Source organism: Mycolicibacterium houstonense, assembly GCF_900078665.2.
Taxonomy (GTDB): domain Bacteria; phylum Actinomycetota; class Actinomycetes; order Mycobacteriales; family Mycobacteriaceae; genus Mycobacterium; species Mycobacterium houstonense.
On sequence record NZ_LT546207.1, the window covers coordinates 1,807,112 to 1,821,097 of the forward strand.

Sequence of the window (13,986 nt, forward strand, 5' to 3'; positions counted from 1 at the left end):
AATGGCCGTACAGACCGGGAATCGGGTTATCGCAGGAGCCATCGGACTGCTCGCCACCGGCGCGGTGCTGGTCGGCTGCTCGAACGACAAGCCGGCCGACAAGCCCGCGGAGAAGCCCGCCGCAGCGGCCGAGGCATCGGAGGTCAGCAGCGGCGGCAAGACCGAGGTCAAGGTCGGCGGCTCCGACCTGGCCGGTCTCGATCTCAACTCGGTGACCTGTGTGAAGCAGGCCGGCAAGATCAACGTCGCCAGCGCCGCGATCGGCGGCCAGCAGGGCCTCGGTGTGGTGATGACCGACGAGGCCACGCCCAAGGTCGAATCGCTGGGCCTGGTCTACGACGGCAGCGCCCTGGCGGTCAGCGAGAACATGGGCGTCAAGGTCGGCTCGGCCGAGGTCAAGGTGGACGGTGACACCTACACCATCACCGGCGAGGCGGCCGGTGCCGACATGAAGAACCCGATGGCCGGGATGATCACCAAGCCGTTCACCATCACGGTGACGTGCAGCTGAGAAGTCCCGACACGGCGGGCATGCCCGGCAGAGCGTTTGCCGGGCGCGCCCGCCACTTTTGTATGGTGCAACGGTGACCATCGTCGGGGAGCTGGACCGCGCCCGACACCTGACGTTGGCCGCCGACGAGGACGCCGCTCGCGAACTGCTGGTCTCGTTGCTGCCCCAGATCGAACAGGCCGACCGCGACGACTACGCGCTCGAGGTGTTCGCCCAACTCGGTGAGATCTATCTGGTCCGCACCGCCTATGACGGTGTGGTGGAGAGCATTTCCCGGATCCGGGATTGTCTGGCGATCTACACCGCGATCCGCGCGGGCCGGCGGCCTGACCTGGCCGCACAGGTCACCATGTCCGAGGCGCAGGTCGTGCACATGCTCTGCCGGTACGCCAGGCGGGTCGAGTTCCTCGAAGCCGGGCTGGCCGCCGCGCACGGCGACCATGACCGTGCCGCGGCGCACCTGGCGACGTTGATCGAAATGGGCGGGGAGTTCGATGATCTGGCCGCCGAACATCGCAACCTGATCTGCCGTACCAGGATCCTGATCGCCAGTGGCCTGTGCGACGACGACCTCTACGCGGCGGCGGCGCCGGTATGGGCCGAGGTACGGGACTTTTTGCAGAATGCCGGCTCCGGTGGTGACGATGCTGAAACCGATTATCTGTTCGTGACGGGCGCGCTGGGTTACGCGCGGTTCTGCATCGAGTCGGGACGTCTCGACGAGGCCGAGCCGTGGTTGCGCCGGGCCGGTGCCCGCGCGCAGGCCCGAGGNTCGAAGCTGGCTGTACTTCGGGCTGATCCGGCTGGGGATCGGCCGGTTACGTGAGGCCGATCAATGCTGGGAGCACGCCGAGCGGCATTGGCGGGAGATCGAGCGGCCGCTCTACATCCATCGGATCCTGTTGCAACGCAGTTGGATCGCCCTCTTCCGTGGCCTGTTCGACGACGCGATCGCGATGGTGGAAGAGGCCAGGGGACTGCTGGATTCCTCTCCTCGGCACAGCTGGCTGCAATACGCGCGGCTGGACGCCCATCTGGGGAACATCTGGCGGGCCGCGGCGCTCGCCGAGATGGGCTTCGACGGCTTGGGTAAACCGGGGCAGAGCTGGGAACAGGTCGAGGCCCGTCATGCCGCGGGAACCGGTTGGTACAACTGCCGTCCGGGGAGCCGAAAGTACCGCCGTGGGATGGAGAAACTCGCGAAGGCGGTCGACCTCAAAGTGCCTGCGGCGCTGGCGGTGGATTCGGTCCGCTACACGATCGTCGACGCCGGCGCTCGCGCCCGATGGGCCAACGGTGTCTCGGCGCCGCTGCTGGCCGGGGCGTTCGCCGTGGCCTGGGAATCGGACGACACCGAGTTGATTTGTGAACTGATCGAATACCACAGTGCGCGGGGAACTTTCAGTGCTGACGGCTCCCTCGATGCAGGCTGCGCCCAGGTTGCCGACTGGGCTGAGACGGCCACCGGAGTCGTGCCGGTGGAGGCCGAGCTCGCCCCAGATCTCGCGGTAGCGGCCGCGGCCGAACCCGTCGGCGGCGAAGGTGCACTGACCAGACTCGGCCCGTTGCCACCGCTGCGGATGGACCCGAGCTCAGGGCCCATCCTCCGTCGGTACCGGGAGTTGGCGGGGCAACGCTATGGCCGCGACGTCACCGCGCCCGGTGCGGAATGGGCGACGTGGCCATGACCGTGACGTTGGTGTTGCGGTTGGCTGATGTCGGCATTGCGACGTACGCGAGCCTGCGCGTCGTCGGCGAGCCCCAGCGCTCGGTCACCTGGGTGATCGAGCAACCCAACCTGGAGGCGGTGGAGGCCGCGCTCAACCCGGCGCTGCCCGATCCGATCGGAAGCGAAACGGCTGCCGACGCAATCCAACGGGCCGTGACCACAGGCGCATTCGCCGACGGCGCGGCCGAGTTCGAGCTCGCCCGGTTGCTCGGAACTCAGCTGATCGGCGCCGAGGCTTGGAAACTGCTGGCAGACTGCGTGGACGCACCCAGGCCGGTGCTGTTCGTCACGCCGAGCCCGAGGCTGGGCCGCGTTCCGTGGGGACAGCTGGCGATGCCGGGACCGCACGGCTTCCGGTTGATGGAGATGGCCGATGTGCTGATGGCGGTGCCGCCCAACATCGTTCACGCACCACGTCGCCCCGGCAGCTGGCAGGACCGGCGCGACCGTCCACCGGTGCTGCTGCTCGACCCGCGCATCCCCGGGCAACGGCCGGACTCGGCGCTGGGATCGGTGCTGGGCCGGCCGTCGACGCAGACACCGTTGACCCGTCATTTCGGGGAACTGATGGCCGAGCAGCCCGTGCTGCCCAAGGCCGCCGAGGCCGTCGAACTGTTCCGGCGCACCGATACCGACCGGCACTGGCTGGCCGATGTGTGCGCGCAGGACCCGGCCCGGCTGCTGTATGTCGGGCACGCCAGTGCCGCCGACGGCGACGCCGGGCACGCNGGCGACGGCGGACCGCTGCGGCGCACGGTCAAACGGATCATCGACCCCCTGGTGCTGCGGTTGCGCAGCAACCCCCAGTTCTCGGCGGCCGTACTGGATGCCGACGTGGCTGCTGCCGCGCACGACACCATCGTCGGACATGCGGCCCAACTGCGCGCCGCGGCCGCCTGGTTCATCGCACTCAAACAGGAACGCCGCGCCCGGCGCATCACCACCGGCAATGCCCAGGAACTGTATTTCCCGGTGTGTTTCGAACTCGCGGTCACCCGCGGACTGCCCGGTGGCCGGTCAGCGGCCGCGGCGGTCCTGGCCGAGATCCATCACAGCCATGACCGCACCGCGATCGAAGTGCTCAACGAACACGTGCGGGATCCGCAGGTGACCGGCCGGCTGCAGCGCCAGTTGGACCACAGCTGGCGCGACGTGCGTCCCCCGGTCGGCCGCGGCGACACGATCACCGAACCGTTCTTCGCCGGGCTCGACACCGTCCTCGGCCCGGCCGACAGCCACCGAGCCGAGACCGCACGGCAGCGGGTCTGGTCGGCGCTGATCGCCGACGCCACGCCGTACAACCTNGCCCGGGGCGACCTTCTTCAGTGCCGATGCCGGGATCAACGCGGTCTCGCGGACCGGGAACTGTCCACCGCCGGGCCGGGTGACCATGAGATCGAGCACGACCTCCCGGAAGTCCTCGCGTGACGTTCCCGTGGCACGCATGCCGGTGACCACGCCACGGCAACGGGTCCCGGTGCGAATCAAGGCCAGTTGCGCGGCGGTCATCAAACCCTTGCGCACCAGCATGTGATCGAACTCGGCCACCAGTTCCTCGATGGTCGCCAGGCGTTCACCGGCCTCGTCGCCGGGATCCGCGGTGCGCCGCCGACGGAGGGCGGTCAGGACAGCGCCGGCAGCGCCGCCGCACAGGAAGCAGACAACGGTGAGCATCAGCGCGTCGGTCATGTCTCAAGGGTCCGGCTGCTTCCTCGCTACCGAACCCAACTTTGCGAGCCCGCCCCTTATCCTGGGGCGGTGGGTATCGGGTTCCAGGCAGCCGAGGGTGCCCGGCCACGTTCAGAAGCCCAGACGGCCCAACCCCGTCGAGCCGTGATCGATCGCGCCTGGCGCGCCGTCGGCCCCGGGGTCGAGGTGCTCAGTGCCGGCGACGGCGGACCGCTGCGGCGCACGGTCAAACGGATCATCGACCCCCTGGTGCTGCGGTTGCGCAGCAACCCCCAGTTCTCGGCGGCCGTACTGGATGCCGACGTGGCTGCTGCCGCGCACGACACCATCGTCGGACATGCGGCCCAACTGCGCGCCGCGGCCGCCTGGTTCATCGCACTCAAACAGGAACGCCGCGCCCGGCGCATCACCACCGGCAATGCCCAGGAACTGTATTTCCCGGTGTGTTTCGAACTCGCGGTCACCCGCGGACTGCCCGGTGGCCGGTCAGCGGCCGCGGCGGTCCTGGCCGAGATCCATCACAGCCATGACCGCACCGCGATCGAAGTGCTCAACGAACACGTGCGGGATCCGCAGGTGACCGGCCGGCTGCAGCGCCAGTTGGACCACAGCTGGCGCGACGTGCGTCCCCCGGTCGGCCGCGGCGACACGATCACCGAACCGTTCTTCGCCGGGCTCGACACCGTCCTCGGCCCGGCCGACAGCCACCGAGCCGAGACCGCACGGCAGCGGGTCTGGTCGGCGCTGATCGCCGACGCCACGCCGTACAACCTCGGCGCCAAGGCACGGCTCGCCGATGCGGCGCTGCCCTGGTCGATCGTCACACTGGGGCTGAGTTCTGTTGCACCCCAGCAGATCCCTGTCATCGACGGAGTCAGCTCAGGGGATCGGCCGCTGGACCGCAGTGTGGTCGACCGGGTGCGCGCGACGTTGCGCCGCGCCCTGGACCGCGATGAGCTTCCCGACGTGCCGCTGTTGTGTGCCGAGGAGGTGGACCGGGCCTGTGCCCCCTGGGGGCTGCTCGCCGAGGACAAGCAGGCCGGGCTGGTCACCGGCATCGAGGTGGCCAACGAGCTACGGCCACTGGAGGTCTCGGCGCAACCCCGCTACGAACTGTCGGCCCGGATCCAGGCCCGGCTGGCCAAGGAGGCCTACGTTCTGCACGCGCGGCGCTATTTGTCCGACGGCGGGCCCATCCACCCGCGCCAACGCCAGGTGGTCGAGGATCTCGCCGCCTTCACCCGCCCGTACCTCAGCCGGTTGTGGGCCCGCTTGCACGGCCGCGATGTCTGGCAGGAGTCCTGCGCGGACGTCGACGATGTGCGTTCGATGCTGGAAGGTGTGGCGCGATCGGTGAGCCTCGACCACCGCCAGCGCATCAAGGCCATGCTCGAATTGCAGGTGGCCGGATGAGACTGACAGGCGATACGGGATTGTGGGCCACCGGTGTGGCACCGGCCGCCGGGCCGCTGGCACTCGTGCTCGAGGTCAGCGGCGCCGTGTTGAGTTGGGCCCTCGAGGGCGATGCGGCCGACCCGCCCGCGATCACCTTCACCGACCACCACCGGGCCGATTGGCTGTGGCGGATGGTCGGGGAGTCCGGTCACGTCGCACTCGTCGAGGCGCTGCGGCACCGCGAGCTGGACCTCCCGGCCGAGGTGCCCGCCGCAGTGGTACGGCCGGAGGTGACGGAGATGTTGCGGCGGTTGGCATTCGGGCACTGGTTGCGACGCTGGTGGCCGGCCAGCGCCCGTGACGGCATCGTCGCCCTCGACCCCGCGGTGCTCGACGCCGAGATCGCCCTGCTGACCGTGGCGGCCGAAGACTACTTCACCGACGACACCCTGGACTCTGATGTCCCCGGGCTGCTGGCACCCCACCCGGCCGCGTTGAAGTCTCTTGCCGCAGAAGGTGATCCGCGGGTCCGGTCCCTGGTCGAGGAGTGCCGCGAGTTGGCTGCCGAGATCGGTTTGGACTGGCCCGCCGCCGCGGTGCCACGACGTCAGGACTACGCCCTGGCTGCCGGCGCCGGCGCCGGATCGGCTGCGGGGCTGATCGCCGGCGGGACGGCGAGCGTGGCCTGGTCGGCCGTGCCGCCCGGGGTTTTCGACGCGGCCGAGGACACCGTCGACTGGTCAGTGGGCGCCGCTGGTGACGGGGTCACGGCAGCGGTTCAGGTGGCGCTGTCGGGTCCGCAGAGCCCGGCCGGTATCGAGGTGGCGTTGCGTGCCGGCGATGCGGCGGGCTCCGGCGAGCTCGACATCGGTGGCCGTGCCGTCCTCGCGCTGCGGAGCCACGACGGGCAACCACTCACCGAAACCCAGGCGTGGAACCAGGATTGGTCACACACCGCGGTGCGGGTCGGCGCCGGGAGCGGCGCCGAGGACGCGGCGACCCGTGACCGGGTGCGGGCGATGGCGAGACAACGGCTCACCGTGCCCGGCGCCGGGGCCTTCCTCGCCGAAGTGCTGGCCGCCGAATCCGATTACTGAGTTCTATTTGGCGGCGGTCTGGATATAGGCGGCCGAGGTGGGGGACTGCGGCAGCCCGATCGCGGGCACCTGGGGGGTGCCGAGGACGCCGGCCAGCCAGGGCAGGGCCGTCGAGAACGCGCGACTGGCGAAGGGCCAGTCGTGGGTGCCTTGCTGGGTCACCACCGTGCAGTCGATGCCGTGGGCCGCGCCGAGCGCACACAATGTGTCGGCCGCCTTGGCCTGATCGTTGCCGCGGCCCGCGGGCTTGGCGGCCGAGGAGGCGTCGTTGACGCCGAACCAGCCGGCGGTCCGCTCGTAGGGTCCGTGCCGGTTGATCACCGTGGTCGGGTCGAATGCCTCCCACGCCGCGGTGTTCCCGCCGAACAGGCGCTCGATGGTCTGCGCCTTGGTGCCGCTGTTCGGGCCGATATCACCCGCGATGTCGACGAACGCGCTGAACAGTTCGGGGTGCATGACCGCCAGGTCCACCGCGCAGGTACCGCCCATGGACCAGCCGACGATGCCCCAGCCGGCCGCGACGGGTTTGACCCCGTAGTGATTGTTCATATATGGCACAACGTCTTTGGTGAGATGGTCGGCGGAGTTGCCGCGTACGCCGTTGACGCATTCGGTGTCGTTGTTGAAGGTGCCGCCCGGGTCGACGAACACGAGCACCGGCGAATAACCGTGGTGAGCCGCGGCGAAGTCGTCCATCGTCTTGATCACGTTGCCCGCACGCATCCAGTCGGCGGGCGTGTTGAACTCGCCGCCGATCATCATCACGGTCGGCAACTGCGGTGGGGGGTTGGTCGCGAACCAGGCCGGTGGCAGATACACGTACTCACCGCGATGTCGGAAACCCGAAGCGGTGTTGGGGATCTCGATCGGGACCACCGATCCTCTGGCCGGCATGGTGCCCTGGCGTTGCAGCGCGGCCACCGTGACCTGATCGGTCTGGTCGGGCAGCGGGCCGGCCGTGAGCTGGTTCCACGCGGTCTGCACCCAGGGGAAATACCCGACCCACAGGTTCACCGCCAGCGCGGTGCACAGCAATGTCAGTGGAACTGCAAGGGCGGCGGTGCCGCGCCGCCACCAACGGCTGCCGCGCCAGCCCGCGAGCAGGACCACCACCGCCACCCCCGTCATCGCGATCCAGACCCACAGGGACCGGGGCGCGGGGTTACCGGCCAGCCCCTCGGACTCGATGTACCAGTTGGTGCCTGCCACCAGAACGGCGCCGACGACCGCGGCGAACGGCAGCCAGATCAGGGCCCAGCGCCGCGGCCGCAGGGCGATCGCGGCGATCAGCACCACGGCGGTGATGACTTGGACACTGGTCGGGACCCAGCCGTGCATCAACGACAGGTGGTGGGTGAAGGTCACCGCTGTATCGTCGCCGCCGGAACTTGTGATCGGCTGTGAGGCAGCTGCTAACGAGGTTTGGCCAACGGGAACGGAAGTGTCTCTCGGATGCTGCGTCCGGTGATCAGCATGACCACCCGGTCCACGCCCATGCCAAGGCCCCCGGTGGGCGGCATCGCGTATTCCATGGCCTGCAGGAAGTCCTCGTCGAGTTCCATGGCCTCGGGATCGCCGCCCGCGGCCAGCAACGATTGTTCTTGCAGCCGCCTTCGCTGCTCGACCGGGTCGGTGAGCTCGCTGTACGCGGTGCCGAGTTCGACGCCCCAGGCCACCAGGTCCCATCGTTCGGCGACGCCGGGGACGCTGCGATGCGGCCGGGTCAGTGGCGACACCGAGGTCGGGAAGTCCTTGTAGAACGTGGGCTCTTCGGTGCGGTCCTCGACGAGGTGCTCGTACATCTCCAGCACCACGGCCCCGGCGTCCCAGTGCGTCAGGTAGGGGATGGCAGCCGAATCGCACAGCCGCCGCAGGGTGTTGAGGTCGGTTTCGGCCGTGACATGTTCGCCGAGGGCTTCCGACACCGCGTCGTGCACGGTCTTCACGGCCCATTCCCCGGAGATGTCAACGGGTTCCAGTACGCCGTCGGGGCGGGGCCGCAGAAACACGTGTGCCCCGTTGGCCGCTTGCGCGGCATTCTGGATGAGCTCGCGGCAGCCGTCGATCCACACGTTGTAGTCCGCGTGCGCCTGATAGGCCTCCAGCAGGGTGAATTCCGGGTTGTGGCTGAAATCCACCCCCTCGTTGCGGAACGCGCGGCCCAGCTCGAACACCCGCTCGACGCCGCCGACGCACAGCCGCTTGAGGTAGAGCTCCGGTGCGATCCGCAGATACAGGTCCAGGTCGTAGGCGTTGATGTGGGTGAGGAACGGCCGGGCGTTCGCGCCACCGTGGATCTGTTGCAGTATCGGGGTTTCCACCTCGAGGAAGCCTTTGGCGTACAAGGTTTCCCGGATGGCGTGCAGGGCGCCGCTGCGCGCCCGGATCAGGTCTCGGGCCTCGGTGTTGACCGCCAGGTCCACGTAGCGGGCGCGGACGCGCGCCTCCTGGTCGGTCAGGCCCTTCCACTTGTCCGGCAGGGGGCGCAGGCATTTTCCGGTCAGGCGCCAGGTGTCCACCAGCAGTGACGGGGTGCCGTTCCGGCTCTGCCCCATGGTGCCGCTGACCTCGATGAGATCGCCGAGGTCGATGGTCGCGGTGAAATCGGCGGTGCCGGACTGGCTCAGCCGCGCGTTGTCGAGGAGCAGCTGGACTTCACCCGACCAGTCCCGAAGTTGCGCGAAGAGCACGCCGCCGTAATCCCGGATGCGCAGGATCCGCCCGGCGACGCTCACACCGTCACCCTCACCGGTCTCCAGCGCCGCCGCGATGGTGTGGCTCGGAGCCTGTCCCACCGGATAGGCGTCGACGCCGGCGGCCTGGAGCTGCCGCAGTTTGGCCATCCGGACCCGGACCTGCTCGGGAAGCCGTGGCGGCTCGTCGCCGTCGGTGCGGTCGTCGCGCAGCCCGTTCAGGTCGGCGACACTGCCGTCGTGGTGCAACCGGCCGGATTGCAGGAGATCTGCCGGTGCGGCGACGCGGTCGCCGGTGTGCTGGCGGTTGCGCCGGGAGAACGGCAACACCAGGAAGCCCTCGGCGATCACCGAGGCCACCCCGACCCGCGGGATCAGCCGGGCGTCCTCGTAGCAGGCGTACCGCGGAACCCATTCGGGTTGGTACTTCATGTTCGAGCGGTACAGCGTCTCCAGCTGCCACCAGCGCGAGAAGAACACCAGCAGGGCCCGCCAGAGCCGCGCCACCGGACCCGCGCCCAGCTGCGCGCCTTGCTCGAATGCCGACCGGAACATCGCGAAGTTCAGTGAAACCCGGCTGATCCCAATGCCTTCGGCCTGCATGCAGAGTTCGCTGACCATCAATTCGATGGTGCCGTTGGGGGATTGCGGTGACCGGCGCATGACGTCGAGCGATACGCCGTTGGTGCCCCACGGCACCAGCGACAGCAGGGCGACCACCTCCGGTTCCTGGCGGTCGCCGTGTTGCTGCACCGCCTCGACCAGTAGGCAGTCGCCGTCGGCCGGGTCGCCGAGCCGGCCCAGCGCCATCGAGAAGCCCCGTTCGGTCTCGGTGTCGCGCCAGGCGTCGGCGCGCCGGATCACTTCGGCCATCTCGGCCTGATCGAGCTCCCGGTGGCGCCGGATGCGTACCGAGGTACCCGCTCGGCGGGCACGGGTGACGGCTTGGCGTACCCCGCGCATGTCCGGTCCCGACAGCCGGAAGACGTCCGGATGCAGGATGGCCTCGTCGCCGAGTTGCAGCGCGTTGAGCCCGGCCGCCCGGAACGCCTCGGCCGCCGCGGAACTGGCTCCCATCACACCCGGGGCCCACCCGTAGGTCTGACACAGCTGCAGCCAGGCCGCGATCGCCTGCGGCCACGACTTGGGGTCACCCACCGGATCGCCACCGGCCAGGCACACGCCCACCTCGACGCGGTAGGCGATCGCGGCCCGCCCGTCGGGGGCGAACACCACGGACTTGTCGCGGCGGGTGGCGAAGTATCCGAGCGAGTCGTTCTTGCCGTAGAGCTCCAACAGGCCGCGGATCGCCGATTCGTCTTCGCCCGTGAGCGCATTGGCGGCGCGCTGCGATTGGAACAGCACGATCGCGGCGGCCATCAGCGCCAGGGCGCCGAACAGGCCGAAGATCGCGTTGAGGAAGGGGTGTGAGTAGCCCTCGAACACCTCGGTGGGAACCGTGGCGAAACCGCTGACCCGGTTGACCGCATACAGCAGACGCCACTCCGGGGCGATCGTGCCGGGGAACAATTCGAGTAGTGCCCAGGCGGCCAGGATGCCGATCGCCATGCCCGCGACGAGCACGACGGCGGATTTGAGCAGTGCGCCGCGCCGCACCTTGGCCCAGAACTGGTTGCGGGCCAGCACCAGGGCGGCGATCGCGGTGACGTGGAACACCAGGCCGATGATCTCGCCGACATCCTCGGTGAGATCGTCACCGGGAGTGACGAGATCGCCGACGTTCCAGCCGATGGCGCCCACCATGTAGAGCACCAGAACCCACCACGCGATCCGCTTGCGGGCGGCCAGCGCGGCGGCCAGCAGCGCCAGCACGAACGCCCACGCGAAGCTGGTGTCGGGGAAGTTGAAGACGTAGTCGTTGACGAACTCGCGCGGCACGTGGATCAACCAGCGCACCGTGGGGGACACGCTGGCGATCAGCGACAGGGTGGCGATGACACCGACGGTCCAGCCGGCCGCCGCGGGAACCCAGGAGAACCTCGACGCGGGCTGCACCCGGGTGCGGTAGCCGCGGCTGGTAACGGTCATACGCCCGGAGAATAGGCGCTCAACCCGTCAATTGGGTTCAGCGCGCGCACAGAGTCCGGGTGATCCGGTCACCAGACCGGACCGGTGTACTTCTCGCCCGGCCCCTTACCCGGTTCCTCGGGGGCCGCGCTGGCTTCACGGAACGCCAACTGCAAGCTCTTGAGCCCGTCGCGGACCGGGCCTGCGTGCGGGCCGAGGTATTCGGCCGACGCGGTCACCAGGCCGGCCAGTGCGGTGATCAGCCGGCGGGCTTCGTCGAGATCGCGATGCGGGCTGTCCTCGGGGTCCTCGGCGGACAGGCCGATCTTCTCGGCCGCGGCGCTCATCAACATGACCGCCGCCCGGGTGATCACTTCCACCGCGGGGATCTCTGCGAGGTCGCGCACGGTGGAGCCGGCGGGATCGGTCGCGACCTGCGGCGTCGCCTCGTCGGGCGTTTCTGTCGGATCGGTCATAGCTGCTAGACTCTAGTGCGCGACCGTCCCGGCATATGTCAGGGACAGTAAGTGGAGTCCCACTCCCACCGCTGGCCACAAGGTACAGCGGTCCGGTCGCCGGTGTCCTCGGACGCCGGTTCTGCGCTCCAGAACTGGACGCGCAGGCGGCGCAAGCCGTGATCGGTCGGCATTGGGCCCTGCTTTGAGCAGGGCTTTTCTGTTCTTCGGGGCAGCAGTGCGGTAGGGCGGGTCTCCTCGGCAGACCCAACATAGGAGGCCCCATCAGCACTGAGACCCGCGTCAACGAGCGCATTCGTGTACCAGAAGTCCGCCTGATCGGACCAGGTGGCGAGCAGGTAGGCATTGTGCGCATCGAAGACGCTCTCCGCGTCGCCGCGGATGCCGATCTCGATCTTGTCGAAGTAGCTCCCAACGCCAGACCGCCGGTCTGCAAGATCATGGACTACGGCAAGTTCAAGTACGAGACGGCTCTCAAGGAGCGCGAGTCTCGCAAGAACCAGCAGCAGACCGTCGTCAAGGAACAGAAGCTGCGTCCCAAGATCGACGATCACGACTACGAGACGAAGAAGGGCCATGTGGTCCGCTTCCTCGAAGCCGGGTCCAAGGTCAAGGTGACCATCATGTTCCGCGGACGTGAGCAGTCCCGGCCCGAACTCGGGTACCGGTTGTTGCAGCGGTTGGGCGCCGATGTGGCCGAGTACGGCTTCATCGAGACGTCAGCCAAGCAGGACGGCCGCAACATGACGATGGTGCTGGCCCCGCACCGCGGCGCGAAGACTCGCGCCAAGGCGGCGGAGCAGGCCGAGCGCCCCGGCGGGCAGCAGGCCACCGAAGAACCAGACGTTACGCAGAACTAGTTTCAAAGACAGAACTGAGGATTCATGCCCAAGGCGAAGACCCACAGCGGAGCATCGAAGCGCTTCCGCAAGACCGGGACCGGCAAGATCGTGCGCCAGAAGGCGAACCGTCGCCACTTGCTGGAGCACAAGCCCACCAAGCGCACCCGCCGGCTTGACGGCCGCACCGTGGTGGCAGCCAACGACACCAAGCGTGTCAACAAGTTGCTCAACGGCTAAGACCTGCCGCTCCCCGTACCGAACGAGAATAGGAACATCCCATGGCACGCGTGAAGCGCGCACTCAACGCCCAGAAGAAGCGGCGCACAGTCCTCAAGGCCTCGAAGGGCTACCGCGGTCAGCGGTCTCGCCTGTACCGCAAGGCCAAGGAACAGCAGCTGCATTCGCTGACCTACGCCTACCGCGACCGTCGCGCCCGCAAGGGTGAGTTCCGCAAGCTGTGGATCTCGCGTATCAACGCCGCGGCCCGCGCCAACGACATCACCTACAACCGCCTGATCCAGGGCCTGAAGGCCGCCGGCGTCGAGGTGGACCGCAAGAACCTGGCCGAGATCGCCGTGAGCGATGCCGCCGCGTTCACCGCGCTGGTCGAGGTCGCCAAGGCCGCGCTTCCCGAGGACGTCAATGCGCCCTCCGGAGAGGCCGCCTGACGCTCACCGAGCGTTCTGCCCGGGTGGCTGCTGCGGTCAAACTGCAGCGCCACATCGGGCGCCGCCGCGCCGCACGCTTCCTTGCCGAGGGGCCCAACCTCGTCGAGGCCGCGTTGCGGCGCGGACTCGTTTCCGAGGTGTTCGCGACCGAGGCCGCGCTGGACCGGTTCGGCGCGCTGCTGGCCGACACGACGGTGCAGCTGGTCACCGAACGTGCGGCAAAAGCGTTGTCGGACACCGTGACCCCGGTTGGTCTGGTGGCCGTCTGCCGGCTGCCGGAGGTCTCCCTCGACGACGTGCTGGCCTCCGCGCCCCGGCTGATCGCCGTGCCCGTGCAGATCTCCGAGCCGGGCAACGCCGGAACGTTGATCCGGGCCGCCGATGCGATGGGCGCCGATGCGGTGGTGCTGGCCGGGCACAGCGTCGACCCCTACAACAGCAAGTGCCTGCGGGCCTCGGCCGGCAGCATCTTCTCGCTTCCGGTGATCAGTGAGCCCGACGAGCCCGCCGTCGTCGCGCGGTTGCAGGCGGCCGGGTTACAGGTGCTGGCGACCACGATCGACGGCGAGGTCAGCCTCGACGATCCCGATCTCGAGCGCGACCTGGCGTTACCCACCGCCTGGCTGTTCGGGCCCGAAGCGCACGGTCTGCCAACCGAATTGGCCGCGGCAGCCGATCACCGGGTGCACATCCCGATGCCCGGGCACTCCGAGAGTCTCAACATCGCGTCGGCGGCATCGATCTGCCTGTATCAGAGCGCCCGCGCCCACCGGGCAGGGTAACCGGTCGCGTGTGTAGCGCTGCGGCGATTTTCAGGCCGGTTTTCCGCCACAGCGCGGCATACGTGAAAGCGCGGTG

At 68.8% G+C, this 13,986-nt stretch carries 10 protein-coding genes and 4 pseudogenes; 10 read left to right on the forward strand and 4 right to left on the reverse strand.

Annotation, left to right across the window (positions count from 1 at the left end):
- Window position 1: 1 nt before the first annotated feature.
- The 4 genes and pseudogenes from BN4332_RS09155 to BN4332_RS34220 form a co-directional block, all read left to right on the forward strand.
- Window positions 2-511 (forward strand): lipoprotein LpqH, encoded by a 510-nt coding sequence (locus tag BN4332_RS09155; RefSeq protein WP_066898149.1) that lies wholly within the window; start codon window positions 2-4, stop codon window positions 509-511.
- A gap of 73 nt (window positions 512-584) precedes the next feature.
- A pseudogene (locus BN4332_RS09160) lies at window positions 585-2,199 on the forward strand (hypothetical protein).
- Window positions 2,196-2,966, forward strand: a pseudogene (locus BN4332_RS09165) (CHAT domain-containing protein); the annotation flags it as partial. The pseudogenes BN4332_RS09160 and BN4332_RS09165, both read left to right, overlap by 4 nt.
- A 6-nt stretch (window positions 2,967-2,972) precedes the next feature.
- Window positions 2,973-3,542, forward strand: a pseudogene (locus tag BN4332_RS34220) (hypothetical protein); the annotation flags it as partial.
- On the opposite strand, the pseudogene BN4332_RS34225 reads toward BN4332_RS34220, so the two are convergent.
- Window positions 3,537-3,929, reverse strand: a pseudogene (locus BN4332_RS34225) (hypothetical protein); the annotation flags it as partial. The pseudogenes BN4332_RS34220 and BN4332_RS34225 overlap by 6 nt on opposite strands.
- A 75-nt stretch (window positions 3,930-4,004) precedes the next feature.
- Between BN4332_RS34225 and BN4332_RS09180 the strand changes: the two are divergent.
- Together BN4332_RS09180 and BN4332_RS09185 are read left to right on the forward strand one after the other, a co-directional pair.
- Window positions 4,005-5,342 (forward strand): hypothetical protein, encoded by a 1,338-nt coding sequence (locus BN4332_RS09180; protein WP_066898193.1) that lies wholly within the window; start codon window positions 4,005-4,007, stop codon window positions 5,340-5,342.
- Window positions 5,339-6,421 carry a hypothetical protein gene (locus tag BN4332_RS09185; RefSeq protein WP_066898150.1) on the forward strand — a complete coding sequence of 361 codons (1,083 nt, stop codon included), beginning with the start codon at window positions 5,339-5,341 and terminating at the stop codon, window positions 6,419-6,421. Before BN4332_RS09180 ends, BN4332_RS09185 begins: the two co-directional genes overlap by 4 nt.
- Window positions 6,422-6,424: 3 nt before the next feature.
- Here the strand turns inward: BN4332_RS09185 and BN4332_RS09190 are convergent, their stop codons facing one another.
- From BN4332_RS09190 to BN4332_RS09200, 3 genes are all read right to left on the reverse strand, one after another.
- Window positions 6,425-7,786 (reverse strand): alpha/beta hydrolase, encoded by a 1,362-nt coding sequence (locus tag BN4332_RS09190; RefSeq protein WP_084459221.1) that lies wholly within the window; start codon window positions 7,784-7,786, stop codon window positions 6,425-6,427.
- A gap of 47 nt (window positions 7,787-7,833) precedes the next feature.
- Complete coding sequence (lysX, locus tag BN4332_RS09195) at window positions 7,834-11,163, reverse strand: bifunctional lysylphosphatidylglycerol synthetase/lysine--tRNA ligase LysX (RefSeq protein WP_066898151.1); 3,330 nt, start codon at window positions 11,161-11,163, stop codon at window positions 7,834-7,836.
- A gap of 68 nt (window positions 11,164-11,231) precedes the next feature.
- The gene (locus tag BN4332_RS09200; RefSeq protein WP_066898152.1) at window positions 11,232-11,618 is read right to left on the reverse strand and encodes a DUF1844 domain-containing protein; all 387 of its coding nucleotides are present in this window, start codon (window positions 11,616-11,618) and stop codon (window positions 11,232-11,234) included.
- A 251-nt stretch (window positions 11,619-11,869) separates the two neighbouring features.
- Between BN4332_RS09200 and infC the strand changes: the two genes are divergently transcribed.
- Genes infC through BN4332_RS09220 form a run of 4 tightly spaced genes read left to right on the forward strand, consistent with a single transcriptional unit; the run spans window position 11,870 to window position 13,910 of the window.
- Window positions 11,870-12,478 carry a translation initiation factor IF-3 gene (gene infC / locus BN4332_RS09205; protein ID WP_074133019.1) on the forward strand — a complete coding sequence of 203 codons (609 nt, stop codon included), beginning with the start codon at window positions 11,870-11,872 and terminating at the stop codon, window positions 12,476-12,478.
- Between the two features lie 24 nt (window positions 12,479-12,502).
- Entirely contained in the window at window positions 12,503-12,697 is a 195-nt protein-coding gene (gene rpmI, locus BN4332_RS09210) for a 50S ribosomal protein L35 (RefSeq protein ID WP_066898154.1), read from the forward strand.
- 41 nt (window positions 12,698-12,738) lie between these two features.
- Window positions 12,739-13,128 (forward strand): 50S ribosomal protein L20, encoded by a 390-nt coding sequence (rplT, locus tag BN4332_RS09215; RefSeq protein WP_003885175.1) that lies wholly within the window; start codon window positions 12,739-12,741, stop codon window positions 13,126-13,128.
- Between the two features lie 23 nt (window positions 13,129-13,151).
- Window positions 13,152-13,910: a TrmH family RNA methyltransferase gene (locus BN4332_RS09220; protein ID WP_066898155.1), complete on the forward strand. Its 759-nt coding sequence runs from the start codon at window positions 13,152-13,154 to the stop codon at window positions 13,908-13,910.
- Window positions 13,911-13,986 lie beyond the last annotated feature (76 nt).

Coding starts and splice junctions, on each gene's coding strand:
- BN4332_RS09155 (WP_066898149.1), top strand. CDS start 2: ATGGCCGTACAGACCGGGAATCGGGTTATCGCAGGAGCCATCGGACTG.
- BN4332_RS09185 (WP_066898150.1), top strand. CDS start 5,339: ATGAGACTGACAGGCGATACGGGATTGTGGGCCACCGGTGTGGCACCG.
- lysX (WP_066898151.1), bottom strand. CDS start 11,163: ATGACCGTTACCAGCCGCGGCTACCGCACCCGGGTGCAGCCCGCGTCG.
- BN4332_RS09200 (WP_066898152.1), bottom strand. CDS start 11,618: ATGACCGATCCGACAGAAACGCCCGACGAGGCGACGCCGCAGGTCGCG.
- rpmI (WP_066898154.1), top strand. CDS start 12,503: ATGCCCAAGGCGAAGACCCACAGCGGAGCATCGAAGCGCTTCCGCAAG.
- rplT (WP_003885175.1), top strand. CDS start 12,739: ATGGCACGCGTGAAGCGCGCACTCAACGCCCAGAAGAAGCGGCGCACA.